The organism is Mycobacterium florentinum (assembly GCF_010730355.1).
GTDB classification, from domain to species: Bacteria; Actinomycetota; Actinomycetes; order Mycobacteriales; family Mycobacteriaceae; genus Mycobacterium; species Mycobacterium florentinum.
In genome coordinates, this window is record NZ_AP022576.1 from 5,778,790 (window position 1) to 5,802,744 (window position 23,955).

At 64.3% G+C, this 23,955-nt stretch carries 25 protein-coding genes; 19 read left to right on the top strand and 6 right to left on the bottom strand.

The genetic code is table 11. From position 1 onward, the window contains the following. Positions 1-84: 84 nt before the first annotated feature. The 3 genes from G6N55_RS27280 to G6N55_RS27290 are packed head-to-tail and all read left to right on the top strand — an operon-like array spanning position 85 to position 3,249. Positions 85-1,527: a carotenoid oxygenase family protein gene (locus tag G6N55_RS27280; protein ID WP_139826751.1), complete on the top strand. Its 1,443-nt coding sequence runs from the start codon at positions 85-87 to the stop codon at positions 1,525-1,527. Beyond that, positions 1,528-2,667, top strand: a complete 1,140-nt coding sequence (locus tag G6N55_RS27285; protein WP_085221386.1) for an acyl-CoA dehydrogenase family protein — start codon at positions 1,528-1,530, stop codon at positions 2,665-2,667. Positions 2,668-2,679: 12 nt separating this feature from the next. Continuing rightward, positions 2,680-3,249, top strand: coding sequence for a TetR/AcrR family transcriptional regulator (locus G6N55_RS27290; RefSeq protein ID WP_085221387.1), 570 nt, complete (start codon positions 2,680-2,682; stop codon positions 3,247-3,249). Here G6N55_RS27290 and G6N55_RS27295 read toward each other — a convergent pair. Next, entirely contained in the window at positions 3,239-4,042 is an 804-nt protein-coding gene (locus G6N55_RS27295; RefSeq protein WP_085221388.1) for an alpha/beta fold hydrolase, read from the bottom strand. The genes G6N55_RS27290 and G6N55_RS27295 overlap by 11 nt on opposite strands. A gap of 68 nt (positions 4,043-4,110) precedes the next feature. On the opposite strand from G6N55_RS27295, the gene G6N55_RS27300 reads away from it, so the two are divergent. Beyond that, entirely contained in the window at positions 4,111-4,908 is a 798-nt protein-coding gene (locus G6N55_RS27300; RefSeq protein WP_085221389.1) for an enoyl-CoA hydratase/isomerase family protein, read from the top strand. Positions 4,909-4,978: 70 nt separating this feature from the next. Then, the gene (locus G6N55_RS27305; RefSeq protein ID WP_085221390.1) at positions 4,979-5,377 is read left to right on the top strand and encodes a DUF732 domain-containing protein; all 399 of its coding nucleotides are present in this window, start codon (positions 4,979-4,981) and stop codon (positions 5,375-5,377) included. Positions 5,378-5,399: 22 nt separating this feature from the next. Here the strand turns inward: G6N55_RS27305 and G6N55_RS27310 are convergent, their stop codons facing one another. After that, complete coding sequence (locus G6N55_RS27310) at positions 5,400-6,194, bottom strand: SDR family NAD(P)-dependent oxidoreductase (protein ID WP_085221711.1); 795 nt, start codon at positions 6,192-6,194, stop codon at positions 5,400-5,402. A 98-nt stretch (positions 6,195-6,292) separates the two neighbouring features. On the opposite strand from G6N55_RS27310, the gene fabG reads away from it, so the two are divergent. The 11 genes from fabG to G6N55_RS27365 are packed head-to-tail and all read left to right on the top strand — an operon-like array spanning position 6,293 to position 16,830. Next, positions 6,293-7,027 carry a 3-oxoacyl-ACP reductase FabG gene (fabG, locus tag G6N55_RS27315; RefSeq protein WP_085221391.1) on the top strand — a complete coding sequence of 245 codons (735 nt, stop codon included), beginning with the start codon at positions 6,293-6,295 and terminating at the stop codon, positions 7,025-7,027. Next, entirely contained in the window at positions 7,024-7,791 is a 768-nt protein-coding gene (locus G6N55_RS27320) for an enoyl-CoA hydratase/isomerase family protein (protein WP_085221392.1), read from the top strand. The genes fabG and G6N55_RS27320 overlap by 4 nt, the downstream gene beginning before the upstream one ends. Beyond that, entirely contained in the window at positions 7,791-8,594 is an 804-nt protein-coding gene (locus G6N55_RS27325; protein ID WP_085221393.1) for an enoyl-CoA hydratase/isomerase family protein, read from the top strand. The genes G6N55_RS27320 and G6N55_RS27325 overlap by 1 nt, the downstream gene beginning before the upstream one ends. Continuing rightward, on the top strand, positions 8,591-9,376 hold the full coding sequence (locus tag G6N55_RS27330; protein WP_085221394.1) for an enoyl-CoA hydratase/isomerase family protein: 786 nt from the start codon (positions 8,591-8,593) through the stop codon (positions 9,374-9,376). Before G6N55_RS27325 ends, G6N55_RS27330 begins: the two co-directional genes overlap by 4 nt. Then, positions 9,373-11,022, top strand: a complete 1,650-nt coding sequence (locus G6N55_RS27335) for a class I adenylate-forming enzyme family protein (RefSeq protein ID WP_085221395.1) — start codon at positions 9,373-9,375, stop codon at positions 11,020-11,022. The genes G6N55_RS27330 and G6N55_RS27335 overlap by 4 nt, the downstream gene beginning before the upstream one ends. Further along, positions 11,019-12,290: an aromatic ring-hydroxylating oxygenase subunit alpha gene (locus G6N55_RS27340; RefSeq protein WP_085221396.1), complete on the top strand. Its 1,272-nt coding sequence runs from the start codon at positions 11,019-11,021 to the stop codon at positions 12,288-12,290. Before G6N55_RS27335 ends, G6N55_RS27340 begins: the two co-directional genes overlap by 4 nt. Further along, positions 12,287-12,817, top strand: coding sequence for an aromatic-ring-hydroxylating dioxygenase subunit beta (locus G6N55_RS27345; RefSeq protein ID WP_085221397.1), 531 nt, complete (start codon positions 12,287-12,289; stop codon positions 12,815-12,817). Before G6N55_RS27340 ends, G6N55_RS27345 begins: the two co-directional genes overlap by 4 nt. A 6-nt stretch (positions 12,818-12,823) precedes the next feature. Next, on the top strand, positions 12,824-13,078 hold the full coding sequence (locus G6N55_RS27350; RefSeq protein ID WP_085221398.1) for a hypothetical protein: 255 nt from the start codon (positions 12,824-12,826) through the stop codon (positions 13,076-13,078). Beyond that, positions 13,075-14,283, top strand: coding sequence for an acetyl-CoA C-acetyltransferase (locus tag G6N55_RS27355; protein ID WP_085221399.1), 1,209 nt, complete (start codon positions 13,075-13,077; stop codon positions 14,281-14,283). Before G6N55_RS27350 ends, G6N55_RS27355 begins: the two co-directional genes overlap by 4 nt. Then, a complete protein-coding gene (locus G6N55_RS27360) occupies positions 14,283-15,641 on the top strand; it encodes an OB-fold domain-containing protein (protein ID WP_085221400.1) in 1,359 nt (452 codons plus the stop codon). Before G6N55_RS27355 ends, G6N55_RS27360 begins: the two co-directional genes overlap by 1 nt. Beyond that, positions 15,634-16,830, top strand: a complete 1,197-nt coding sequence (locus G6N55_RS27365; RefSeq protein ID WP_085221401.1) for an acetyl-CoA acetyltransferase — start codon at positions 15,634-15,636, stop codon at positions 16,828-16,830. Before G6N55_RS27360 ends, G6N55_RS27365 begins: the two co-directional genes overlap by 8 nt. A 12-nt stretch (positions 16,831-16,842) precedes the next feature. On the opposite strand, the gene G6N55_RS27370 is transcribed toward G6N55_RS27365, so the two are convergent. After that, positions 16,843-17,715, bottom strand: a complete 873-nt coding sequence (locus tag G6N55_RS27370) for a hypothetical protein (RefSeq protein ID WP_139826752.1) — start codon at positions 17,713-17,715, stop codon at positions 16,843-16,845. Between the two features lie 80 nt (positions 17,716-17,795). Continuing rightward, positions 17,796-18,527, bottom strand: a complete 732-nt coding sequence (locus tag G6N55_RS27375) for a hypothetical protein (protein WP_085221403.1) — start codon at positions 18,525-18,527, stop codon at positions 17,796-17,798. 163 nt (positions 18,528-18,690) lie between these two features. Between G6N55_RS27375 and G6N55_RS27380 the strand changes: the two genes are divergently transcribed. From G6N55_RS27380 to G6N55_RS27390, 3 genes are all read left to right on the top strand, one after another. Next, a complete protein-coding gene (locus G6N55_RS27380; RefSeq protein ID WP_139826753.1) occupies positions 18,691-20,322 on the top strand; it encodes a phytoene desaturase family protein in 1,632 nt (543 codons plus the stop codon). Between the two features lie 54 nt (positions 20,323-20,376). Further along, positions 20,377-21,117, top strand: a complete 741-nt coding sequence (locus G6N55_RS27385; protein WP_139826754.1) for a hypothetical protein — start codon at positions 20,377-20,379, stop codon at positions 21,115-21,117. Positions 21,118-21,178: 61 nt separating this feature from the next. Next, positions 21,179-21,835 carry a TetR/AcrR family transcriptional regulator gene (locus G6N55_RS27390; protein WP_163667539.1) on the top strand — a complete coding sequence of 219 codons (657 nt, stop codon included), beginning with the start codon at positions 21,179-21,181 and terminating at the stop codon, positions 21,833-21,835. 30 nt (positions 21,836-21,865) lie between these two features. Here G6N55_RS27390 and G6N55_RS27395 read toward each other — a convergent pair whose 3' ends face one another. Then, a complete protein-coding gene (locus G6N55_RS27395) occupies positions 21,866-22,429 on the bottom strand; it encodes a TetR/AcrR family transcriptional regulator (RefSeq protein ID WP_085221407.1) in 564 nt (187 codons plus the stop codon). A 143-nt stretch (positions 22,430-22,572) separates the two neighbouring features. Continuing rightward, complete coding sequence (locus G6N55_RS27400) at positions 22,573-23,859, bottom strand: cytochrome P450 (RefSeq protein ID WP_085221408.1); 1,287 nt, start codon at positions 23,857-23,859, stop codon at positions 22,573-22,575. Between the last annotated feature and the right edge of the window lie 96 nt (positions 23,860-23,955).

The window sequence follows — 23,955 nt, forward strand, 5'->3', positions numbered from 1 at the left end:
GATACAGTCGGTCTGGGGTTGAAAAGGAGCGTCATGGGATATCCGCTGCCGGTAGAGACGGCGCTTCGAGGTCCATTCGCGCCAATGCGGTTCGAGGCGACCGTCGAGGAATGCATCGTCAGTCAGGGTGAGATCCCCAAAGACCTCGCCGGTGGCTACTACCGGGTGGGGCCCACCTGGAAGCGTCCGACCAAACAAGGCACCAACCCGTTGCTGAGTATGGACGGAATGGTCCAGGCCATCACGTTCGAAAACGGGCGTGCGGACTTCCGCAACCGCTGGGTACGGACACCGAAGTACCTGCTGGAGGAGAAGCACCAACGCGGCATGTTCGCCTGGTCGGACGGTGGTTTCCACGACTGGCGCGACTTCGCGTATGGAGACGTGGAACGAGACCGTCACAACGCGCACACCCCGCAGGGCACGAACAACATCAACGTGTTCCCGTTCGCGGGCCACATGGTCGTGTCCGGAGAGCAGGGCGGCGCCCCGATCGCCATCGACCCGATCACGTTGGACACCAAGGGCATCGTCGACTGGTCGCCGGCGCTGTCGCCCGGTCTGCACGAGCCGGTGGCGTTCGGCGACTGCTCCTTTGCCGCGCACCCGAAATGGGACCACGACACCGGCGTGCTCTACGGCTGGACCTACCGTGACGTTGCGCCGTTCGTCACCTTGCACACCGTCCACCCGGACGGCCGCGTCGACTCCCGCGAAATATGGGATGCGCCGTACAACACTGTGGCCCATGATATTTGGCTCACCCCGGAATGGATGGTGATGCCGTTCCAGCCCTTCACGGTGAGCAAGGAACGTATCGCGAAGGGGCTCGGGGTCTGGGGCTGGGAAACCGACCTGCCCATCACCCTGGCGCTGATTCCCCGCCACGACCACGAAGCCGAGATTCGGTGGATCACCACCGGATTGCCCGCGCAGTACGTGATGCACACGATGCAGGCCAACGTCCGCGACGGCAAGCTGCTCTTGGACGCACCGATCTTCAACCGGCCGCCATTCCCGTTCGAACAGGATTTCGCGGAAGGCGACGAGGTCGCATTGTTCTTCTCGATCGCCTCCAGCAGGCTCGGCCGCTGGACGGTCGACCTCGCGACCGGTGACACCACCAGCGAACTGCTATCGGACCGGCCCAGCGAGCTGCCCAAGGTCGACGAGCGGTTCTTCGGCAAGGGTTACCGGTGGGGCTATCAGGTCGGCGGCGTGGTCAAACGCAACGGAATGTCGATGAACAGCCTGGTGGTCACCGACATGGAGACGTTGTCGGACCAGGTGTACCAGATCCGCGACGGACAGCCGGCCGCAGTGCTGGAGGCGAGCTTCGCGCCACGCCACAAAGATTCGCCGGAGGGCGACGGTTATGTGATCGTCCCGGTCTCGTGGTGGGCCGAGAAGCGCAGTGAGTACCTGATTTTCGACACCGATGACATTACTAAGGGGCCGATCTGCACGATCGAGCTGCCGTTCGCGTTCGGGTGGACTCCGCACGGCCACTGGATGGATTTCCGTTAAGTGACGCTCGCGCAGACACGATCGGTTTTCACCCGGGAGCAAGAACAGTTCCGCGACCAGGTGTGCCGGTTCCTCGACGACGACGTGGTGCCGGAATATTCGAGTTGGCTGGCTGATGGCAAGCCGTCGCGACGGTTTTGGCACGGCGCGGCCGAAGCCGGCATTTTGGGGATTGGTGTCCCCGAGCAGTTCGGCGGCATGCCTGGTTCGGACTATCGGCACAGTGCGGTCGTCACCGAAGAGATCCAGGCACGAGGCCTGGCCATCGGTGGTTTGCGCGTACAGACAGATATCTGTCTGCCCTATCTGCTGCACCACGGCTCTGCCGAACAGCGGGCCACCTGGTTGCCCCGGATGGCGCGCGGCGACGTGGTGGTCGCGCTGGGCCTGTCCGAGCCGGGAGCCGGGTCCGATCTCAAGGCGATGTCGACGCGGGCCCGCCGGTCCGGCGATCACTACATGGTGAACGGCGCCAAGACGTTCATCTCCAATGGCGCCGCCGCTGACCTGGTGATTCTGGCGGTCAAGACCGACCCGGACGCGGGTCGGCGCGGGATCAGCCTGCTGCTCGTGGAAACCTCCACACCCGGCTTTGCTCGTGGCCGCAAGCTGGACAAGTTGGGACTGCGTGCACAGGATCTCGCCGAGATCTCGTTCATCGACATGCAGGTCCCCGTCGAAAACCTCCTCGGGGTGGAGAACGACGGGTTCACCTATCTGACGTCGAACCTCGCGCAGGAGCGGTTGTCGATTGCGGTGAATTCGCAGGCCGCTGCCGCCGCCGCGCTTTCCTGGGCGCTCGAGGATCACCCACGCGGCGCAGGTCCGGGCCAGGACGTGAAGTTCACGCTGGCCCAGTGCGCGGCCGAGGTGGCGGCGGGCCAAGCGCTCATCGACCAGGCGCTGTTGCGCCACGTCGAGGGCCGGCTCAGTGGCGCCGACGCCGCGATCGCCAAGCTGTACTGCACCGAATTGCAGGGCCGGGTGGTGGATCGCTGTCTGGCAATCGCTGACCCGTCCACCGCGCTGCTCGCCGACTCCAGGTTGGGCAACGCTTATCTCGATGGCCGGGTAAGCCGGATTTACGGCGGATCCAGCGAAATCATGAAGGTAATCATCGGCCAGAGCCTCGGCTTATGAGAGGCTGCTAGCGTGACGCCCGACGAAAAGATCCTGGCAGCAGCCGAGAAGCTGTTCTTTGAACGTAGTTTTGACGGAGTCGGCGTCGACGAGATCGGCAAGGTCGCCGGCACCACGGGGTCGGCGATCTACCGCCACTTTCCCAGCAAAGATGCGATCTTGGCGGCCCTTTTCGACAAGACCCTCGACACGATTCTGGTGCGTCTTGGCGAGCCCGACGAGGATCCCATCGCCGAGCTGAACAAGCTGGTGCGCGCATTTGTGGGGCTGGCGAAAAGTCACGAGCGGTTGGTGTCCATTTGGCTGCGCGATCAGCGCTCACTTGCCGAGCGCTATCGCCGGGAACACGACCGCCGGCATCGCCGCATCAATCAGCGGTGGATCGATTGCCTGAAGCGGTGTTTCCCCGATCGTTCAACCGACGAGATCATCACGGCCACACGGGGTGTGCAGTTGCTGCTGCTGTCCGAAGCGCTGCGCCCACCTGGAGGACGGCGTGCCAAGCAGGCCGAGGAGCTGCTGGCCCAGATGGCATTGGCATCGATCGGGGCCTTGGAACTGGAAGCCGCCGCTAAGCGCTGACGAAATCCAGCAGCGCGGATTCGAATACGTCCGGTGCCTCGAGCATCGGGTAATGCCCGCAGTCGGGAATCTCAACGAGGGCGGCGTTCTTCAGCTGTTCCTGCAGCCAGCGGGCCCCCTTTGCCGAGTGCACGGGGTCGTTGGTACCGATGATCTGCAACACCGGTTGCTCCACCCGCGGGATGTCGGCCAGCAGATCGGTCGTCAGTAACGATCGGTAGCAGGCCACGGCGGCCCAGGAGGGCATCCGAAGCGAGCAACGGACCAGCCAATCGACCGTTCGCGGATCCGGCTCGTGCGCGAATGCCGAGGCGATCGTGCGGTATCGGGCGCTCACCCGGTTGGTGTGCTCGTCGGCGACCATTCCCGCCAGCAGTGGCTCGGGCGGCCCGCCGAAGGGGAAGTCTGCGCTTCGGCTGGCGCGAACGCCGTTTGACCCCACCAGCACCAATGCCGCGATCAATTCGGGTGCGGTCGCGGCGGCCCGAAAGGCCACCTGCCCGCCGAACGAGTGACCAACCAGCGTCGCGGTCCGCACGTCGCGCCGTTGCAGCGCGGTGACGAGATCGGCTGCGAGCCGGTCGATGTCGTAGCCCTGCAGTGGATTGTCGGACAGCCCGTGACCGCGTTGGTCCACGCATAGGACACGAAATCCGCGCTCGGTGAGCACCCGGACCTGGCGATCCCACAGCTCGTGGTCGAGGCCGAAGCCCGAAATCAGCACCACGGCAGGCCCATCGCCGAGGTCCTGAACGTGAATCCGCACCCCGCCATCGGCGTCGACAAATGCCACTTTAGGTATCACCTTCGATCATGTAGATTTATGAGCTTGTTGATCTTAATAATACGGGGGAAGGCCTGATGAGCACCAGCCTCGAAACATTATCGGTAGGCACCGCAAGCGCCGGCGTCTGCGAGATATCGCTGGCTCGTCCAAAGCTGTTGAATCGGTTCGACAATCAGGCCCAGGTCGAATTGGCGGCCGTGCTCGAAGATCTCGCTAAAGACGAGAGCGTTCGCGCTATCGTGTTGGGCTCGACGGGAAAGGCATTCTCCGCTGGGGGAGACTTTGCCTTGATGCAGGCGGCCCACGATGACGCCGATGCGCGACGCGAAACCGTCGACGCAGGGTTGAAGCTGCTGCGGTCGTTTTCTGAACTGCCCCAGCCCATCATTGCGGCGGTGCAGGGCCCAGCGATTGGACTGGGCGCAACGGTGGCGCTGATGTGCGACATCGTGGTGGCGGCGCGCAGCGCAAAGCTGGCCGACACCCATGTGAAAGTCGGGCTGGTGGCCGGTGACGGCGGTTGTCTGGTGTGGCCGCAGGCGGCCGGGATGCTGCGCGCCCGGCGTCACCTGCTTACTGGTGACGCACTCGACGCGGCCACCGCCTACCAGTTTGGCATGGTGACCGACCTCGTCGATGAGCCTGACGACGCGTTGCCGTGTGCTCGCGAAATCGCAAGGCGGATAGCGGGTCTGGCGCCGCTGGCAGTCCAGGGCACCAAACGCGCGCTGAATCATGTGACATCGCTGCGGGCCGCGGAAGTGGTCGAGCTGGCATTCGAGCTCGAAGAGCACACCCTGATGAGCGACGACCTGCTCGAGGGTATTGCCGCATTCAAGGAAGACCGTGCCGCCAACTTCGTCGGCCGATGACGCCTTGACAATTCGACTCCTTGAATCTGATGCTGATTCAACGAGCGCTCCGCCCTCACGACCACAAAGGATGTCAGCCATGAAGCGTCGCACTTCGCTGGTAGCCGCAACTGTCGCCGTCTGGGGCGTCGCGGGGACGCTGGCACCGCCGGCACACGCCAAGCCGGCGCCCGAGGTGGAGTACGTGTACAACGTCTCAGTGCGCCGGCATTACAACTTTCCGAACAACGACGCGATCGGCTACGGCTACGGGATCTGCAACAAGGTCACCGCTGGCGAGGGCTACCCCCAACTGATGGGGGATGTGAAGAACGACGTCACACCCAACGACGAGTTCGCGGCGAACTACCTGGTCTCGTATGCGGTCGATAATCTGTGTCCCGCGCAGATCCCGCAGCTGCGGAACTCGGCGCAGGGGTATCGCCCGCCGCCCGGTCAGGAGTATTTCGGTAGTCCCGGCGCGGAATAGCGGCCGGCCGAGGGCGGCGTGCCTAGGGCATCGTGGAGCCGCCGCTGACCGAGATGATCTGCCCGGTCACCTGTCGAGCCGCCGTCGGCGAACAGAACCACGCGGTGGCCCGGCCGACATCCTCGGCAGTGGTCAGACGGCGCAGCGGAGTGCCCTTCACCATGTAGTCGATCTGGTCGTCGTTGAACAGTTGGTCTTCGCCGGCCCACAGACTCGATTCGCCGACCGCCTCGGGGCCCTCGGGGATCACCAGGCCGGGGCAGATGGCGTTGGATCGGATGCCGTGCCGGCCGTGTTCACGCGCCACGGTGCGCGCCAAGGCCAGTAGGGCGGCCTTCGACGTCCCGTAGACGCCGGTACGGATCTGGCCGAACGCGGCGTCGCTGGAGATGAACGCGATCGCGCCGCCACCGGCGTCTTTCATCGGGCCGATCGCCGCCTGGGTGGCGGCGATGGCGGTATAGAGGTTTACCTCGATGGTGCGCTGCCATTGATCGCGGTCGGTCTCGGCGGCGATGAATCCCTGTCCGCTCCACCCCGCGTTGTTCACCAGGACATCGATGCCACCCCAGTTGTCCAGGGCGGCGCCGATGGCGGTTTCGGCTCCGCCGGGGGCCGTCAGGTCGGCAATCGCGACTTCCACGGCGCCCGCACCCTTGGCTTGAGCCTCGTCGCGCACCCGCTCCGCCTGCGACTTGTCGATGTCGCTGATGACGACCCGGGCACCCTCTTCGGCGAACACATGCACGATCCCACGCCCGATGTTCGACGCGCCTCCGGTAACCACCACACGCGCGCCAGCTAGTCCAAGGTCCATGGTCTGCTCCCTGTCGTCGGCGGTTGTTGCGACCGCCATGTTAGTTTAACGTAGATTAGAAATCGTGATTATTTGGTTGGATGTGGAGGATTTAGTGCATGGTTGAGTCGCTGCTCGACCAGCGGGTCGCCGTCGTTACCGGCGCAGGTCAGGGAATCGGACGCGAGATCGCGCGATCGCTTGTCGAACACGGCGCCCGAGTTGTGCTGGCCGACATCGACGCAGAACTCGTCGACAAGGCGGCCGCGGAGATCGGCGGGATTGGCATCACGTGCGACATCACCTCCGAGGAGCAAGTACACGAGCTCGTCGCGGCCGCCGTCAGCAACTTCGGCCGTCTGGACGTGTTCGTCAACAATGCCGGGATCACCCGTGATGCTTCCTTGAAGAAGATGACTGTTTCGGATTTCGACGCCGTGATGGCCGTGCACCTGCGCGGCACCTGGTTGGGCGTGCGCGAGGCATCAGCCGTGATGCGCGAACAGAAGTCGGGCAGCATCATCAATATGTCCTCTCTGTCCGGCAAGTCGGGCAATCCGGGGCAGACGAACTACAGCGCGGCAAAGGCAGGCATCGTCGGGCTGACCAAGGCCGCGGCGAAGGAAGTCGCGCATCACAACGTGCGAGTCAACGCGATTCAGCCCGGCTTGATCCGCACCCCGATGACGGCGGCGATGCCCCCAGCGGTCTTTGCCGAGCGCGAGGCCGCTATCCCGATGAAGCGGGCGGGTGAACCCGCGGAGGTCGCCGGCGCGGTCGTCTTTTTGGCATCGGATCTCTCGAGCTACGTGACGGGCGCGGTCATCGAGGTCGGCGGGGGGCGAAACATATGACGCTCGTGCTGCGCGATGCCACCGATGGCGTTGGGGCAATCACGCTCAATCGGCCCGAGCAGATGAACGCGCTTACGGTCGCGCTCGGTGGCGAACTGGAACAAGCCATCCTCGAGCTGGGCGACGACCCCGGGGTGAACGTGGTTGTCATCCGGGGGGCAGGGGGAAACTTTTGCGCGGGCGGCGATTTCAACGAAGTCGAGTCACTGCGCGCGAGTGGTCCCGAGGCGCTGCGCCCCTTGTTTGAGGCATTTCAGCGCGCCTGCGACGCCATCGCGCGTGTGCAGGTCCCGGTGATCGCCGCGGTGGAGGGTGTTGCGATGGCCGGCGGCTTCGAGCTGATGCAGGCCAGTGACATCGTGCTGGTCAGCGACGACGCCAAGATTGCCGACAACCACATCAAGTTCGGCATGATCCCCGGCGGTGGCAGCACCCAACGGTTGAGCCGCTTGGTGGGTCGTCAGGAGGCGCTGGGTCTCCTGCTATCGGGCGACCGCCTGTCCGGGGTGGACGCGGTGCGTCGCGGGCTGGCGTATCGGAGTTTTCCGCAGGCCGAGTTTGCGGGCGGGGTTCAAGGGTTCGTCGCGGATCTGGCCGGGCGGCGCCGTGAGGCCGTAGTCTCCATTAAGCGGCTCGTGTACACCGGCCTCGGGGCTCCGCTGCCCAGCGGATTGGAGCACGAAATCGATTGCGTGGTCGACCACATCTGCGGTGGCGTCGGACAGAACGGCGCGACCGCCTTCCGGCAGCGAGGAACTAGCTGATGAGTGTTGCAGAAACCAGCGCGCCCGTCGCGCTCGACGTGGCCGACGGCGTCGCGCGGCTGCGCTTGAACCGGCCCGAGGCATCCAACGGGATGAACGTGGAGTTCCTCAAGGCGTTGCACGAGGCGGCGCTGACGTGCCACGCCGACCCCGCCGTGCGAGTCGTTCTCCTCACCGGTGAAGGTCGAAACTTCTGTGCGGGCGGCGACATTCACACCTTCGAGTCGAAGGGCGCGGACCTTCCCGACTACCTGCGGGAGGCGACCGCGTGGTTGCAGTTGGCCACCGCCGCGTTGATCCAGCTTCGCGCGCCAGTGGTTGCGGCCGTACAGGGTTTCGCCGCCGGCGGCGGCGGGCTGGGATTGGTGTGTGCGTCCGACATTGTCATCGCGGCGCAGTCGGCCAAGTTCTTTTCGGGCGCGGTCCGAGTCGGCATGGCGCCCGACGGCGGTTCCTCGGTCACGCTGACCCAGCTGGTCGGTCTGCGTCAGGCGTTGCGAATCCTGCTGACCAATCCGACGCTGAGCGCCGCTGAAGCGTTGCAGATCGGATTGGTCACCGAGGTCGTCGACGATGCCGAACTATTCGGCCGCGCAGAGCAAGTCGCGTCTGAATTGGCCGCGATGCCCGGGCGGGCGTTGTCGGCCACCAAGCGGCTGGTCTGGAGCGGGGTGGGCGCATCGGTCGAGCAGCGACTGGCCGAGGAAGCGCGCACCGTCTCGGAGTTGTCCGGAACGGCGGATGCACTGGAGGGCCTGCGAGCCGTTATCGAACGGCGTAAACCGAACTTCACGGGACAATGAGTAGCGACTCTGTCCTCGTCGAGAATCGTGGCGCGGTGCGGATTGTCACGCTGAACCGTCCCGACAAACGCAACGCGATCGATATCGCGGTTCGGCTCGAGCTCGCCAGCGCGATCGAGAATGCCGGACAGGACGCTTCGGTCCGGGCGATAGTGCTGACCGGTGCCGGCAGCGCGTTCTGCTCGGGTGGGGACATTACGTCGATGGAACGTATGTCGCCGGAGCGCGCGATGGAGCGGACGCAGTTGGCCCAGCGGGTGATTCGCGCCATCTGGAACGCGGGCAAGCCAGTCGTCGCCGCGGTGGAGGGTAGTGCCTTCGGTGCGGGAGTCGCCCTGGCGGCCGCATGCGACCGCGTCGTCGCGGCTAGCGACGCGCGATTTGCGACCACGTTCACCAATGTCGGATTGGCCGGCGACATGGGGACATTCGCATCCCTGCCGTCGCGGGTCGGGGCCGCTCGCGCACGCCAGATGTTGATGCTGCCGACCCCCATCGACGCGCCCACGGCGCTGGATATGGGACTCGTCGATGCTCTCGTCGAGCCCGGTACCGCCTTGACGGCGGCACTGGCCGACGCCGAACGCCTGGCCGCCGGGCCTACCCGGGCCTACGGGGTGATCAAATCGATGTTGGCGGCGGGGTCGGCGCTCAGCCCCTTTGAACTCCTCGATCTCGAGGCCGAACACCAATCTCAGCTTTTCGACTCCGACGACTTCGCCGAGGGAATCGCGGCTTTCCGCGAGAAGCGACGTCCGCAGTTCGGATCGGCACCGCCGTGACCGCCAAGTTGTCTGCACGTCTTGATCGCTCGTATCTCGAAGCCGACACCAGCGTCGCGCTCGAGGACTACACCGTGGGTGCACTGCTGGCGGCGCGCGCCAGCACGCACGGCGCCGTCACCGCCCTGGTGGGCCCCGCCCACGGCGACGGCGCGCAGGTGCGTTTGACCTACCGCGAGCTGTTCGACGAAGCTTGCCGCGTCGCTACCGCGTTGACCAGCCTCACCAAGCCCGGCGACTACGTCGCACTGTGGGCGCCGAATGTGGTCGAGTGGCCGATAATTCAGTACGGCGCGGCGCTTGCCGGTGTCGTTCTGGTCGCGTTGAATCCGGCGCTGCGACCCGCCGAATTGGCTTACGCGCTGGGACATTCCCGCGCCAAGGTGCTGATCCACGCGGACCGCAGTCGCAATTACGATACCGCCGCGGTGGTCAGCGAGATCGACACGCGTTTCCTCGGTGCCCGCACCATCAGCCTGTCATCGCGTGAGGAATGGCGAAGCGACGCCATCGACGCCGCCGCGATTGCCCGTGCGCCGGCCGATCCCGAACTGCCGGTGATGTTGCAGTACACGTCGGGAACGACCGGCAGGCCCAAAGGGGTGCTGTTGCGGCACCGTTCGCTGGTCAACGTCGCCAAGTTGACCCTGGAGGGCGCCGGCATTCCCGCGGGCGCGGTGACCGTGAACCCCCTGCCGATGTTCCACACAGCTGCCTGTGTGATCGGCACGTTGGGCCCGCTGTGGATCGGCGGTACCGAGGTGCTGGTCGACCGGTTCGAGGCGACCGCATTGCTCGATACCATGCGCCGCGAATGCGCGACGGTCCTGTTCTTCGTGCCCACGATATTGACGGCTCTTGTTGCCGCGCAACGCGACTCCGGTGAGCGGGCGCCGCGACTTTCAACCTGCCTGGGCGGTGCCTCCACCGTTTCTGCCGGCCTCATCCAGGCCACCGAGCAAACCTTCGGCGCAACAGTGGTCAATGTGTTTGGGCAGACCGAACTTTCGCCGGTGCTCACCGCGACCCGGCCCGACGACAATCGGGCCGACCAACTCCGGACCGTGGGCCGACCGCTTCCTCAGGTTGAGTGCAAAGTCGTCGACCCGGCCACCGGTGCGGTGGTGCCGGTGGGGCAGCCGGGCGAGATCTGTGCGCGCGGCTATCAACAGATGATCGGCTATCTTCACGACCCCGACGCCACGGCGGCGGCGGTGGATGCCGATGGCTTCCTGCATACCGGAGATCTCGGTGTGATGGACGAACGCGGCTATTTGACGCACACGGGCCGGTTGAAGGATCTCATCATCCGCGGTGGCGAGAACATCGCGCCCGCCGAGATCGAGGCGTGTCTGGCCGATCATGAAATGGTCGCCGAAGCCTGCGCGTTCGGTCTGCCCGACGACCGGCTGGGCGAGATCGTTGCGGTCATCGTCATTGCCCGCAGTTCATTACCGGCCGATGCGGGCGACCAGTTTCACACTCACGCAAGCCAGCACCTGACGCCGCATAAAATTCCGCAGCGCTGGTTCGTTGCCGACGAACTACCGAAAACGCCGACCGGCAAAGTGCGCAAGTTCGCCCTGCCAGACCTGATCGCCCAGGGCGGGGTGCGCGAACTGTTCCGAAAGGAGCCCGAACAATGACCTCACTCGTCGATTCGGCAGCCGGTACCGGCAGCCCCTACGACCAGTTGATCAAACGAGACAAGGTGCATGGGTCGCTGTACACCGATCCCGGCATCTTCGCCGAGGAGCTGCGCAGGATCTGGTACCGCACTTGGGTTTTCGTCGGGCACGAAAGTGAAGTGTCGCAACCCAACGACTACGTGCGTAAGCGGCTCGGGCTGCAGGACGTAATCATGACCCGCGACCGCGACGGTGAGCTGCATCTGCTCCTCAACCGTTGCGCACATCGTGGCAATCAAGTCTGCGATGACGCCGGAGGCAATTCCTCGACGTTCCGCTGCCCGTATCACGGGTGGACCTATCGCAATAATGGTGACCTCGTTGGATTCCCGTTTTTCAAGGGCTATGGCGAGCGCAAGCTGGACCTGAATCTGGGACGGGTTCCCCGGATGGAGACCTACCAGGGGTTTGTGTTCGGTAGCTTCGCGGCGGACGGTCCAGGGCTCGTCGAACACCTCGGCGCGGCCGCCGGTGAGATCGATCGGTTGGTGCGGTTGTCACCGGAAGGGGCCGTCGAGCTCACTGCGGGATGGCTGCAGCATCGGACGCGAGCAAATTGGAAGCTGCTGGCGGAGAACGAGACCGACGGGTACCACCCGCAGTTTGTGCACGGCTCGATTTTCGGTGTCACCGGCAGCCCCATCGGTGCCCTCTACAGCGATACGTCCACGGCGGTGACACGCGACCTGGGTCATGGCCACAGCGAGAACGATCTGCGTCCGGAATTCCGCAAATTCGCCGAGCCGATGCGCTGGTTCGGCACCACCGAGGCGCGGGTACCGAATTACGTTGCGGCCATGCGCCAGCGCTACGGAGAGCAAGCCGACAAGATCATGATCGAAGGCGGCCCGCACGTGATGATCTTCCCGAATTTGTTCATCGCCGAGATCCAGGTTTTCAACATCCAACCGGTCGCCGTCGGTGAGTGCACCCAGTACTCCACGGCCGTCCAGATGGTCGGTGCGCCGGAGCTGAACCAGCGCATGGTTTCGCAGTGCATGGGCTCGGTGGGGCCCGCCGGCATGCTGCTGGCCGACGACACCGAAATGTATGAACGCAACCAACTCGGGCTCGAGTGCCTGACCCCCGAATGGCTCGACGTTCGTCGCGGCCTGAACCGGGAAGAGGTCGACGAGAACGGCTTCACCATCGGTGGAGCTACCGACGAGACCGGTATGAGGGGCTTCTGGTCACAGTACAAGACGCTGATGGAGGCCGAATTATGACCAGTACGCTGGACAATCACGCCACCTTGGGTCCGGTGCCCGACGGCTTCGACCCTTGGGAAGTGGAGCAGTTCCTCTACCGCGAAGCCCGCTATGCCGACGAATCCGACTACGACTCGTGGGAAGCGCTATGGACCGACGATGCGCTGTACTGGGTTCCGGTCGCCGGGACCAGTGACCCGACCCGCACGATGTCGGTGATCTATGACAACCGCAGCCGCATTGCCACCCGCCTCAAGCAGGTTCGCACCGGAAAGCGCTACGCGCAGGCGCCACCGTCAAACCTGCGACGGCTGATATCCAACATCGAATTCCTCGGCGGCCGAGCCAATTCCAGCGATGGCACGGATTTGGAGGTGGCAGCGAACTTCATCGTGCTGGAGTCTCGTGCGCGGGGCAACCATCTTTGGGGCGGCCGGACCACCTACCGGCTGCGCCGCCAGGACGGTGACCTACGGCTGGTCTACAAGAAGGTTGTCCTGGTGGACAACGGCGAGCCGATACCGACCCTGGGCTTTCTTATCTGAGCCGCGATGATGATTGAGTTCGGTGATAGTGATTCGGTGGACGTGCCCGGGGTCGGCCCCGTGGTAAGTAGCGAATTCGCGCAGATATCAGTGAGTTTCGATACGGCCGGCAATTCTCCGCGCCTGCGGCTGGAGGATCTTCGCACCGGTCGTGTCCGTTACCTGGATGCATTGGAGTTGGAGACAATTATCTGGTTGTCAGACGATCAGTTGACCGCTTTGATCGATCCTTCCGCGGGCCGCTGGCGGGGTGACACGTGAGGCGCGCCGCGATAGTACGTCCGCTGCGAACCGCCGTCGGAACCTTCGGTGGAAGCCTGCGACCGCTGCGGGCCGAGGATCTCGCCGCCCGCGCGATTGAGGCGGTCGTGGCACGCAGCGGCGTCGACCCCACCTTGATCGAAGACGTGGTATTCGCACAGTCTTACGCCAATTCCGAGGCCCCGTGCATCGGACGGTGGGCCGCGCTACACGCCAACCTCCCGATCAGCGCGCCGGGATTGCAGATCGACCGCCGTTGCGGCGGCGGTCTGCAGGCGGTCGTGACCGCCGCGATGATGGTCCAGACCGGGGCGGCCGACGTGGTGCTGGCCGGCGGTGTCGAATCGATGAGCAATATCGAGCACTACACCACGACCGCGCGATGGGGTTCGCGTTCCGGTAACCAGACGCTGTACGACAGGCTGGACCGCGGTCGCGAACTGTCCCAGCCGATCTGGCGGTTCGGCCCGATCAGCGGCATGATCGAGACCGCCGAGAACCTGGCCGCCGACTATGGTATCGACCGTGAGGCCGCCGACAGCTTCGCGGCGCGCAGCCAACAGCGGGCCGCCGCGGCCCAGCAGGCCGGCCACTTCGACGACGAGATCGTTGCCGTGCAGGTGCCCCAGCGCAAAGGCGAACCGATGGAATTCGCCGACGACGAGGGTATCCGTCCGGACACCACCGTCGAAACGCTGAGCCGGTTACGTCCCCTGATGAAAGACGGCACCGTGACGGCCGGCAACTCGAGCCAGCAGAACGATGCCGCGGCGGCCTGTCTGGTGGTGGCCGAAGACCGGCTCGATGAGCTCGATCTGGAGCCGCTGGGTTTCCTCGAGGGCTGGGCGGCCGTCGGTTGCGAACCGTCGCGGATGGGCATCGGACCGGTCGGCGCCGTCGAAAAGCTGTTCCGTCGAACGGGATTGGGATTCGACGATCTGGATCTGATCGAGGTCAACGAGGCGTTCGCGGTTCAGGTACTCGCCGTGCTGGCCGGCTGGGGCGTCAAACTCAACGACGTCGACGACCGGCTCAATGTCAACGGCTCGGGCATCTCGCTGGGGCACCCGATCGCCGCGACCGGCGTACGGATCCTGACCACGATGCTGCACGAGCTGCGCCGTCGGGGCGGAGGACTGGCGCTGGAGACCATGTGCATCGGCGGGGGACAGGGCTTGGCCGCGATCTTCCGCGGAGCCAGTTGATGAAGCCACTCGTCGGCTACGCCGCGTACCTGCCTGGCTACCGGTTGGCCGGCGCCGACATCGGTGTCCGCCGGGGTGATCGCGTCGTCGCCGCGTTTGACGAGGACAGCACCACGATGGCGGTTGCGGCCTCGGCCGCCATACCGCGGGCGCACCTGGCCAATGCGCTGTATTTCGCCACGAGCACACCGGCTTACGCGGACAAGACCAACGCCACCGCGATCCACGCCGCGCTGGGTCTGCCTCTCGACGCCTTGGCCGTCGACTTTTGCGGATCGGGTCGCAGCGGTTTCGCCGCCATCCTCGCCGCGGCGAACTCCGGCGGAATCGCGGCCAGCGCCGATGTCCGCGTCGGTCGGCCGGGATCGGCCGACGAGAAACTCGGCGGCGACGGCGCGGCGGCCCTGATGTTCGGTGACGACCAGCCCGCCATCGCCGAGGTGCTGGCCGTGACGTCGCTGACCGCGGAGTTCCTCGACCGCTGGCGCGCAACGACTTCGGTAACCGGCGAGCAGTGGGAGGAGCGGTTCGGCGCGGAACGTTACGCCGACCTCATCCGCGCCGCGGTCGAGCGGGTGCTGGACACCGCGGGGCTGACCGGGGTCGACCATGTCGTGCTCACCTGTCCCAACGCCGGGATCGTCAAACGCGCGGCGACGCTGGTGAAGGCGGATAAGTCGGTCGTCAGCTCACCGATCGGCTTCTCGGGTGCCTGCGACGCCGCGCTGGCGCTGTGCGGTGTCCTCGACACCGCGGAGGCCGGGGAGACCGTGCTGATGCTTTCGGCCGTCGACGGTTGCGATGCACTGTTGCTGCGGACCACCGGCGCGCTGCCCGAAACGCGCCAGCCGCATCCGGTCACCGCGCAGCGGGAGGGCGGTGTGACGGTCGGACACCTGATCTACCTGTCGTGGCGAGGACTGGTCGAATTGGAGCCGCCCCGCCGTCCCGAGCCCGACAGGCCGTCCGGGCCCGCCGCCGGTCGTTCGGCGCTGTGGAAGTTCGGTCTGTGCGGTTCGAAGTGTGAGGAATGCGGTTTCATCCATCTACCGCCAGCGCGTGTCTGCAAGCGTTGTGGCGCAACCGATCGGATGGCCGGGGTGCCCGTGGCGGGCCTGCGCGGCGCCGTCGCCACCTACACCGTCGATCACCTGGCGTACTCCCCGTCGCCGCCGGTCGTTTCGGCCGTCATCGATGTGGCCGGTGGTGGGCGATTCACCTGCGAGGTTGCCGACGCCGAGCCCGAGCGATTGCAGGTCGGCTCGCATGTGGAGTTCACCTTCCGCCGGTTGTTCACCGCGGGCGACGTCCACAACTATTTCTGGAAGGCCAGATTGGACGGGAGAAGCCATGGCTAGCAAGGGAATAGCTGGCAAGGTGGCGGTGGTGGCGATGGGCTGCTCGCGGTTCGGCGAGCGCTGGGACAGCTCCGCCGACGACTTGCTGGTCGAGGCGGTCGCCGAATGTCTGGCCTCGGTCCCCAAGCTGGACCGAGAAGACATCGACGCCTACTGGCTCGGCACCCTCAGCTCCGGTATGTCGGGGCTGACGTTGAGCCGGCCGTTGGGCATCGGGGACAAGCCGGTCACCCGGGTCGAAAACATGTGTGCCAGTGGGTCGGAGGCATTTCGGAACGCGTGCTATGCGGTCGCCGCCGGTGCCTACGACGTCGCGATGGCAGTCGGGGTGGAGAAGCTGAAGGATTCCGGCTTCTCGGGGCTGTTGCGCCAGGACCCACCCGGCGACGGCACGGCACCCGAACTGTCGATGACCGCGCCCGCCGCGTTCTCCTTGCTCGACCCGGCCTACTGCGCGAAATACGGCGTCTCCGCCGAAGAGATGCGTGACGCGATGACACACGTCGCGTGGAAAAACCACATAAATGGAGCACGTAACCCCAAGGCGCAGTTCCGTTCTCCGGTCGCCAAGGACAAGATCGACAACGCGCCCAAGGTCGCCGGTCGACTCGGTGTGTTTGACTGCTCCGGGGTTTCCGATGGCGCGGCCTGCGCCATCGTTGTCCCCGCCGAGCACGCGTTGCGGTATACCGATACTCCGATGTATGTGCGGGCGCTCTCATTGGTTGCCGGCTCCGGATTGGGTGCCACCGACCCGGACTACGACTACACCAGCTTCCCCGAAGTCGTGCGCTCCGCCCGTGATGCCTACCAACAGGCGGGTATTGACGATCCGCGCACGGCGTTCTCGCTGGCCGAGGTGCACGATTGTTTTACTCCGACGGAGATCGTGCTGATGGAGGACCTCGGGTTCAGCGATCCCGGCCAGTCGTGGAAAGACGTGTTGGCAGGCGATTTCGACGCTGACGGGCGACTGCCGATCAATCCCGACGGAGGGTTGAAATCGTTCGGGCACCCGGTGGGTGCCAGTGGACTGCGGATGCTTTATGAAGCGTGGCTGCAGTTTCGCGGCGAGGCCGGTGAGCGGCAACTGTCCGATCCGCACACCGCGCTTACCCACAACTTGGGTGGTCGTCCAGGCACCTGCGTTTCCTTCGTCTCGGTGGTGAGCCGGGGACCCGGACGCTAAAGCGCGTCCCTATCACCCGGCGCTCGACACGAGGTGACTTTTCAGCGCGTCTTGCGACGATGGTGTGGGTCGCGCCGACGGCCCGTCGTGGTGGGCCATGATTCGCGTCATTCGCGGCGCAAGCTGTGCGCCGGCGAAGGTGGCTGCGACACCGACAACGATGGTGTAGGTGGCGGCTAGGTCGGCGACAAGAGGGCTGGCGCCGGAATGCAGCGCGGCCACGGTCGGCCAGGTGACGAACGCATATGACACGTACATCGACCCAAACATGATGGGCGGGATCAAGGCGATCATCCACTTGGTCCGGAAACTCATCAGCAACAGAATCAAAAGCGCTGGCACCAGGTCGAACAGCCGGTTGGTGCTGATGAACCAGAGCGGCAACGGAAACCAGTGCTCATTGAAGAAGGGCTGGTTGCCTCCGTAGTAGGTATAGAGTTTGGCGATTTTGATGATCGGTACTTCGAGCAACAGGTCTGCGATCGCAATCCCGCCGAAGATCAGCAGGAAATCTCTTGGCCGACAACCATTTCGTATGCGTTGAATGATGAACAAGGAGCCACCGCCGATAAACCATAGGTAGACCGGTGCGACCCACAGGGGAACGTGGGTCCCCCAGAACTGCACCAGCGGCCAGGCCCCGTACTCCGCGTACCAGAGCTTTCCGGCCCGGTCGACCGCGCCTTCGAAGACGACAGCGCCCAAGGCCCCGCTGCACAGAATCACCGCGCGGAACAACGCTTCCCACCAGTCTCGGTGGCGCAGCGGGGTTCGTAGAGCCAGATAGACGGTCAATACCGCAACGCCGAAGTGCAATGTGCCGAAGATCCACTGCCACGTCGGGTTGACCACCATGGTGATCGGGGCGTCCACCGGTGGATTCATCGATCCTCCCTCGTTCGGTGCATGCTGCTCAGCCCAGACGTTGGCGCGAGCCGGGCAATCGGAAGACGGCACTCATGTTGCTAACCATTGGTCGATCCCAGCGACGTCGCGAATGCGGTTGGGGCAGAGTCGGGCGTTCGGGATTCAGATCCGATCGCTCTAAGCAGCCAGATCACGTTGACGACGAACTGGATCACGAAAACAGTGGCGGGGATCCAGAAGACAAAGATGCCGTTCCAGGCAAATGGTCCATCCTTGAAGAACTGAAGGATCGCGCCAGGTGTGAAGGTGATCGGCGCCCAGATGTCGACGTAGGCCAGCCAGCGGGGAAACACGGGGGTCGTGTCGGTGTCGGTGAGGATCGCGAACGCGAAGGCGAAATTCTGCATCATGAACGGCGGCCAGGGCATCACCAGAAAGATCCAGCTCATGTCGTTCAACAACAGCGTCCATTCGCCCGGCCGCTCGGGCCGAAATGCAGTGACTGCGAAGAACATCGCCGGGACCAGGAACGTCAGGCACCCGAATGCTCCCGCGATCGTCTGGGTGTTCACGACGGCACGATGGACCCCGCGGATACGTTGCATCTGGGCCGAGATCACCGCGGTGTACGAGGCGTAGAACGCGCCGGACAGCAGCATGATGGCTGCCCCGACGCGGATGCCGGTGGCGTGGTCGCGGTAGTGGGCGGCAATGGCGGCAGCCGACGATGACGGGGCCAGGGGCGGGATGAAACCGGCCGCGACGAATGCGCCGAAGAACAGCAGCGGGCAGACGATACCGCTGACGGCACAGATGCGTTGAAACGTCATTTGTGGGTTCACGTCACCTAATTTCCTTGGATTCGCCTACAGGCCAGAACCTCTGGCCGCTCTCGGGCAGGTGGTTGACACGGCTGGGCCACTACGGGACAGTAAGGCATATCGTATAGTAAGCACTATATGACGGTAATTGACAATCGACTACCGAAAACTCGTGAGAAAGGCACAGGTGATGGCCCTCGCCGCCGAAGCCCCCGACGTGCTGATCGTCGGAGCAGGCCACAACGGACTCACCGCCGGTTGCTATCTCGCCCGTGCGGGGTTGCGGGTCCTGGTGGTGGAGGCAGCCGATGCCGTCGGTGGGATGACTTCCACACGATCGGTGTTTGAGCGTGCGCCGGATCACCTCATCAACGAGGGCGCCATGGATTCATCGCTGTGGCGTACCACCACAATCGCCAAGGATCTTGAGCTGGACCGCTTCGGGTTGCGGGAGCTGGAAATCGAGACCCCATACGCGTACCTCGACGAAGACGGTAGTTCGCTGTGCATCCATCGCGATCCCGTGCGTACGGCCGACGAAATCCGGCGATTCGCGCCCGCGGATGCCACAGCCTATCTCGAATTGGCCAACGCCCTGGATGCCGCGATGAATGTCGTCGTGCCTTATATGAACGCCAACCCGACCCGACCTCGCGTGAGTGAGATCATCAGCGGGGCAATCAAATCTGCGCGGCACCCGAGCCGAGTAGGCCCGCTGACCCAATTTCTCACTATCTCGCAGGCCGAGTTCATCGACAGTCGATTCCGGGACCGCCGTATCAAGGCACTGCTTGCCGCTGTGCCGTGTTTCGCGCCGATCTTCGCCGACGGTACCGCGTGGGTGCTGATCTATTTCGGGTTGATCCATAGGTCGGGCGTGGGCCGGTTCCAGGGTGGTACTGGGGCTGTCACCGATGCGTTAGCGGCTTGCTTTACCGCCGCCGGCGGGCAATTGCGGTTCGGCGCCGTGGTCGACAGACTCGCGGTGCAGGGCGGGAGGGTCGTTGGGGCGCACCTGGACACCGGAGAGCAGATCACAGCCGGCCGGGTGATCACCACCAACAACGTCAAGGTGACCCTGTCGCAGTGGCTACCCGATGGGCTGCTTGGCGACGAAGCCGCACGCAGGGTGCGCCACATTCCCACCTCGTCCACCAACGCATCGTCGTTCAAGATCGATGTCGCGCTGCGTGGGCGGGTCACCCTGGCCGGCCATCAAATCAACCGGCGCGATGACGTTGACCTGCGCAAGCCCGCACTCTGCTTGACCAGCTTCGAGGATCACGTCGAGGCGTGGCACGCCTGCGACCGGGGCGAGGTCCCCGATCCGGTGCCCGGGTTTGCCATCGTGCCGACCGGCATGGATCCCACACAGGGTCCCGAAGGCCAGGACACCTTCTGGTTCTGGTCGGGCATCACCCCGGCCCGCCCGATCCGGCCGTGGGCGGAGCTCGCCGAACCCACCGCCGACAAGGTCCTGGTGCATGCCGCCAAGTACCTCGACGGCCTTTCCGGCCTCCAAGTCGATCGCCGCCAGCAGAGCCCACCGGACCTTGCGGCCCGCTTCCGGTCGCCAGACGGAAACGTCTATCACGTCGACCCGGTCGCAACCCGATTCGGACCCTTACGGCCGGCCCTGGGATTCGCCGGATATCGCACTCCGGTCGACGGATTGTTCATCTCCGGTGCCGGCACGCACCCCAGCGCTGGCATCTGCGGGGTCCCTGGCCAACAGGCGGCCCGCGCGGTATTGCGTACCTTGCGCAGCCACCGGATTGCCGACAGGATTCGCGGTGGACGCTAAACCGTTTCTCCAAAAGAGCTTCACCACAATAATTTTCGTCGAAAGGAACAGACCGTGACTGCCACGATCGATGACGTTGCGCACCAGAGCGACTTATCCCGGCGCCGCATCCGACTGGCCTGTATATGGGCATGGCCGGTATGCGTGGTCACCTTTGGCGCCTTTTTTGCCGCCATCGCCGGCTTCATCCCACCGCCCGGCGAGTCGTGGAGTGCCGCCCAGATCGCGGAGTTCTATGCCAACAACCGCACCGCGATTCGCGCCGGGTTGATCGGCGCCATGTTTGCCTCGGCATTGTTGCTGCCGTTTTTCGCCGTCGTGTCCTCCGAGATCAGGAAGCTCGAGGGGCCCAACGCGCTGCTGGCGCCCATCCAGTACGGCGCCGCGGTCATGCTGACGGTGATATTCCAGATCATCTGCCTTTTCTGGCTGTTGGCGAGCTTTCGGCCCGAGATCAGCCCGGAGATCATCCGGGCATTCAACGACTACGGCTGGCTGTGCTGGACCATTTTCATCCCGACCTACTCGATGCAGTACGTCTGCATGGCGATCGCCGCGTTCATCGACCACCGTCACGAACCGGTCTGGCCGCGGTGGGCCGCCTACTGCAACCTGTGGGTCGCTGTCACAGGCGGCGGCGGCGTCTTGGCGGTGTTCTTCAAGACCGGGCCCTTCTCATGGAACGGCCTCATCGGCTTCTGGATCCCGACCCTGGTCTTCGTCGCTGGTACCTGCATGAATGCCTGGCTGCTGCATCGGCGATTCCGCTACGAGTGCGCGCCCGGCCTGGTCTGACACTGCGCTGTTACAGGGGGCGTCGTTACCGGGCTGCCGCACTGGGGATTACCGTGAACCGGTGAGCACCACCGAGCGCACCCGTAGCGGCGTTCACGGCCGCGGTCGCACCCTCATTTTGCATGCGGCCCGAGAAGTATTCGCCGCGAAGGGATTTAGAGGCACATCTACTCGCGACATCGCCAAGCGCGCCCAACTCACCGAGGTGATGATATTCCGCCACTTTGGTACGAAGGCCAACCTCTTTCAAGAAGCGGTGATCACTCCGTTCACCGAGTTCATGGATAGCTACATCAACGATTACCGGTCTCGGGAACATGGAAAGCTCAGTGCCCATCAGGAAGGAATAGCTCTCTACACCGGGCTTTTCAAAGTGTTGCACGACGAACGGGAACTGCTGCTCGCCTTGATGTCGGCGCATCAGTACGACGAGATCAGCCCCGAAGCTTGCGCGCAGATTGACGCCGCATTCGACCGGCTGCTAGCGCTTTTCGAGGAAGTTGTCGCCACCGAGGCCGCGGAACGCCATTTCTCCGATTTCGACCTCCGCCCCACCGTGCGTGCAATGTTCGCGATGGTGCTGTCAACCGCCCTGCACGGCGACTGGATGGGGCTCGGCAAGAAGGTCTCCTACAACCGCATGATCGATGCGATGACGCAACTCACCGTCCGCGGCCTGCAGGTGCCGGAAGATCAAGTGCGCAAACGTAATTCCTGACGCCAAAACGCGTCCCTCAACGCCGCGAACTCACCCGGGCGGGACCGAGCCGAACCGGCCGCCGTCGAGCGCCTCGAGCAGCTGACCGACGATCCACTCCAGCGCCGCCTTGTCGGGGGGCAAGGTCGCCTGCTCGTAGCCGACGAGCAGGTAGACCGCCCAGTCGGCAAACAGTTGCGCCTGGCGTTCGTCGCGCAGAATCTGCGCCGCGCACTCCAGCAGGATCTGGTGGCGCTCGCGATCGACGTCCACCTGTACCGCGTGCACATCGGCATCCGCACCGCTCCACGCGCGGATCGCGGCCTCGGCGCGGTGCGGCAGGTTCAACCCGATGTCGATGATGCTGTCGATGCGTCGGCGCGGATCGGGTTCGGTGCGGATCCACTCCACCAGCCGCACGGTGTTGGCCTGCCGCCAGTGCTCGACCAGCTGCCGCGTGTACGTCGGCCAATTATCGAAGAAGTGATAAAAAGAGCCGGTGCTGACGCCGAGCCGATTGCACACCTCGGCCAGTTTCAGCCCGCCATAGCCGAGGTCGGACAGCACATCCAGGCCTGTCTCGAAGTAGGCCACTCGGGAGACTCCGCTCACCATCCTTGGGACTTTAGTTCGTCAGGTGCGACGTGCGATTCCAGGTGGATGACTTAGGTCGATCGTTTCAACGACACCGCGAAGCATGTCTCCACGGGTAATGAGTGCGCGTTGGCGTGACGCGGCCCCGACCTTGCGGCCGACGGTCACTCGGACTTCGGAGTGAATCGGACGTATTGCCGCTTGATGCCGTTGATGAACGTGCTAGTCAGATACTCAGGCTCACCGACGGCTTCGATGTCTGGCAGTCGACGGTACAGTTCGCCCGTGATGGCCCTCAGCTGCAGCTTCGCCACATGACTGCCGAGGCAGAAATGCGGTCCGCCTCCGCCAAACGCTAAGTGCGGATTGGGCTTGCGGCTCAGGTCGAATCGTCCGGGATCGGCGAAAACCGACGAGTCGCGATTCGCGGAGTTGTAGAACATGACTACCTTGTCGCCGGGCTCGATTGTGACGCCGGAAAGCTCAAACGGCCGCAATGCGGTGCGCCGGAAAGTCATAACCGGCGATGCCCAGCGCAGGAACTCTTCGATCGCGGTATCTATGCGGGAGTCAAAATCCTCCAGCAGGTATGCGCGCTGATCCGGATGCATCGACAGAGCCCGGACGGTATGGGTGGTGGTCTGTTTGGTGGTGTCATTTCCGGCGATGCATAGCAGCGTGAAGAATGCCTTGATCTCTTCGTCGGTCAGCCGGTGGCCGTCGACCTCGGCTTGGATCAGCGCGGAGATGAGGTCGTCTTCGGGTCTTTGTCGGCGCGCATCGATGATCTTCTGACAACTGTCGTGCAAGCTCGTGATCCCGTTGAACATTGCGGTCAGCGGTTCGGCGCCCGCGGTGTTCTCATCGTCGTCCCAACCGATCACGGCATTGGCATGGCCGGTCACTTCTTCGCGCATATCGTCGGGGATCCCGACCATCTCCGAGACGGTCCACATAGGTAGTCGGGCGGCAACACGGCCCACGAATTCCGCGCCGTCGTGGTACTGGACGATGTCGTCGACGATCAGCCGAGCCTGGTTGACGATCTGGCTGCCAATCAACCGCAGACGTCGTGGGGTGAATACCGAACTCACGATGCGGCGGATCTTGCCGTGCCGGGGCGCATCCATCGCGAGAATCGATGATGAAACCTCCAACACCTCGGACGGTAACTCCTCGAACGTCACCCCGCCGATCGCGGAGGAGAAGGCATCGGCGTGCCGGCTGATGGTGACTATGTCCTCGTGTCGCACGACGGCCCAGTAGCCGGGCGGGTCCTCCTGACCCAGCAGGTTCATCAGCGGGCTGCGGATGGGCCGTTGCCAGCTCACCGGCCTCTCGTGGCGGAGTTGGGTCAGGAGCGCATCGCGCTCGTCGGCGGGGCCATTCCACAAGCGGTCGGCGGACAGGTCGATTTTGTCGTGTTCGCGCCGAACGAAAATGCCGGTCATTCGGGACTCCTGCTGGTGGACGTCGATTTGTGATTGACTCCGTTCTAATGTAGTAATTTATACAGTAGTCTTCACTACATTAGCTAGAGCGGAGCT

What these genes read in the sequence shown, in the direction of transcription:
- G6N55_RS27280 (WP_139826751.1), top strand. Translation starts at nt 85, where the DNA reads ATGCGGTTCGAGGCGACCGTCGAGGAATGCATCGTCAGTCAGGGTGAG.
- G6N55_RS27300 (WP_085221389.1), top strand. Translation starts at nt 4,111, where the DNA reads ATGAGCACCAGCCTCGAAACATTATCGGTAGGCACCGCAAGCGCCGGC.
- G6N55_RS27305 (WP_085221390.1), top strand. Translation starts at nt 4,979, where the DNA reads ATGTCAGCCATGAAGCGTCGCACTTCGCTGGTAGCCGCAACTGTCGCC.
- G6N55_RS27310 (WP_085221711.1), bottom strand. Translation starts at nt 6,194, where the DNA reads ATGGACCTTGGACTAGCTGGCGCGCGTGTGGTGGTTACCGGAGGCGCG.
- fabG (WP_085221391.1), top strand. Translation starts at nt 6,293, where the DNA reads ATGGTTGAGTCGCTGCTCGACCAGCGGGTCGCCGTCGTTACCGGCGCA.
- G6N55_RS27320 (WP_085221392.1), top strand. Translation starts at nt 7,024, where the DNA reads ATGACGCTCGTGCTGCGCGATGCCACCGATGGCGTTGGGGCAATCACG.
- G6N55_RS27325 (WP_085221393.1), top strand. Translation starts at nt 7,791, where the DNA reads ATGAGTGTTGCAGAAACCAGCGCGCCCGTCGCGCTCGACGTGGCCGAC.
- G6N55_RS27330 (WP_085221394.1), top strand. Translation starts at nt 8,591, where the DNA reads ATGAGTAGCGACTCTGTCCTCGTCGAGAATCGTGGCGCGGTGCGGATT.
- G6N55_RS27340 (WP_085221396.1), top strand. Translation starts at nt 11,019, where the DNA reads ATGACCTCACTCGTCGATTCGGCAGCCGGTACCGGCAGCCCCTACGAC.
- G6N55_RS27345 (WP_085221397.1), top strand. Translation starts at nt 12,287, where the DNA reads ATGACCAGTACGCTGGACAATCACGCCACCTTGGGTCCGGTGCCCGAC.
- G6N55_RS27350 (WP_085221398.1), top strand. Translation starts at nt 12,824, where the DNA reads ATGATGATTGAGTTCGGTGATAGTGATTCGGTGGACGTGCCCGGGGTC.
- G6N55_RS27360 (WP_085221400.1), top strand. Translation starts at nt 14,283, where the DNA reads ATGAAGCCACTCGTCGGCTACGCCGCGTACCTGCCTGGCTACCGGTTG.
- G6N55_RS27365 (WP_085221401.1), top strand. Translation starts at nt 15,634, where the DNA reads ATGGCTAGCAAGGGAATAGCTGGCAAGGTGGCGGTGGTGGCGATGGGC.
- G6N55_RS27370 (WP_139826752.1), bottom strand. Translation starts at nt 17,715, where the DNA reads ATGAATCCACCGGTGGACGCCCCGATCACCATGGTGGTCAACCCGACG.
- G6N55_RS27375 (WP_085221403.1), bottom strand. Translation starts at nt 18,527, where the DNA reads ATGACGTTTCAACGCATCTGTGCCGTCAGCGGTATCGTCTGCCCGCTG.
- G6N55_RS27395 (WP_085221407.1), bottom strand. Translation starts at nt 22,429, where the DNA reads ATGGTGAGCGGAGTCTCCCGAGTGGCCTACTTCGAGACAGGCCTGGAT.
- G6N55_RS27400 (WP_085221408.1), bottom strand. Translation starts at nt 23,859, where the DNA reads ATGACCGGCATTTTCGTTCGGCGCGAACACGACAAAATCGACCTGTCC.